Genomic DNA, 1,694 nt, shown 5'->3' on the forward strand with positions numbered 1-1,694 from the left:
AATAGACCAACTAAGGAAGTCAATAGTTATTTTTAAAAATTTTTTAAAATTTTTTCAAGTCACAAAACTTAAAAATGTGCATAGCAAACAAGCCTCATATACTTTCATTTTTTGAGGCAACACTTTTAAAAATTTATGCGACTAACTTACTTTTTTCTCGAATTAGTTTTTGATGTTCTTCGGGTGTTCTTAACTCAAATGATTTTTGGTTTCTGAGAACAGCAAAAATAATTTGAACCATCTTTCGCATAATTGCACACATTACAACTTTGTATGGTTTTTCAGCTATCTTCTTTTCAAAATAAGCTCGCATAACAGGATTTAAATACTCTCGGTTGCGATTTGGATACACATTAGATTTAGCCAGCATATGGAGAATTGAGCGAACATGAGGTGATCCTCTTTTAGAGATTTTATTGTTTTTCCTATTGTATGTTCCACTTTGGGTTACTCCTGGATCCAAGCCAAAGAAAGCAACTAATTCTTTCGGTTTCGAGAAATTGGATATATCTCCAAGCTCTGATAAAACAACACATGCTGTATACTCTCCAACTCCTGGAATACTTTGTAAAAGCACTATTTCTTTATGAAACTTTTCATCTAAAAGTGATAGCCTTTTGATTTCATCATCGATTGCTTTCAAAGCTTCCTGTAAACTGAAAATAACCCTCACAGTTGTTTGAATAAGTACTGCTGAACTAAGGCTTACTATACAAACTTCAATAGATTTTTCAGCAGCTTTCAATAGTTTTTCATATTTTACTTCGGCATAGGAGCTGCTTTTATGTGAATTTTCTTTTATCAGTCGAAGAATATCTTGCTTATTTTCAGGAGATAAGACTTCCTGTATAGTAGGATATTTTTCAAGCAAAGACAAAGGTGTTTTCCCTTGCAAATCCGTAAATAATTTCTTGAAATCTGGAAAGGAAATATCTAAAAAAGCGATTAATCGGTTGATGTGTTCCACAATTTCATCCGTCAATTCTTTATGCTGTCTGCAAAGCTTTTTGATACTGTTAATGGTATCTGAGTGTGTAATTGTTTCGTTGTAATTCTTAATACGATATAGCAACGCTATATTATATGCATCTGTTTTATCTGATTTAATTTTTCGGATATTGATATTTTTCAACGCTCCACTTTGAATCGGATTAATTACAATTACTTCGTAATTATGCTTACGGAAAAAATTAGCTAAAATTTGATGATAGTGTGCAGTAGCTTCCATGATAATTACTGCTCTGTCTTCGTACTCATCTTCTACCTTTTCAAGTACATAGATGAGCGACTTCATACCATTAATATCATTAGAAATTTTAAGTCTTTTGATGATGTCATTATTAGGTGATAGAATACAGATATCACTGAAAGCTTTACTCACATCAATTCCTACAACAATTTTTTCTGACATAATATACCTCCTATAATTTGGGATGCCCTGTTAATCCAAAACCACAACAGGCTCACGAGTTATACAGGTAATCAATAAATGAACCTAACCAACCGAAAAGATGAAAGGCAATGGAATGAGGGTGGAGTCTACCAAATGAGTAATTCCTAAATTGGAAACCCAGCAAGCACATAAAACAATCCCATTTCATCCCTAATATCTATAATTTTATCATAGATGATTAGGTTCATTTTTAAGAACTATGCTTAAAGCTGTTCTTATACTATTAGTATATGAGCAAGCA

At 32.3% G+C, this 1,694-nt stretch carries 1 protein-coding gene; it reads right to left on the reverse strand.

Annotation, left to right across the window (positions count from 1 at the left end; genetic code table 11):
- Positions 1-133 precede the first annotated feature (133 nt).
- Positions 134-1,411: an IS110 family RNA-guided transposase gene (locus HV819_RS11360; protein ID WP_154542237.1), complete on the reverse strand. Its 1,278-nt coding sequence runs from the start codon at positions 1,409-1,411 to the stop codon at positions 134-136.
- Positions 1,412-1,694 lie beyond the last annotated feature (283 nt).

Origin of the sequence: Anaerococcus faecalis (assembly GCF_013371425.1) — a bacterium.
GTDB lineage: Bacteria > Bacillota > Clostridia > Tissierellales > Peptoniphilaceae > Anaerococcus > Anaerococcus porci.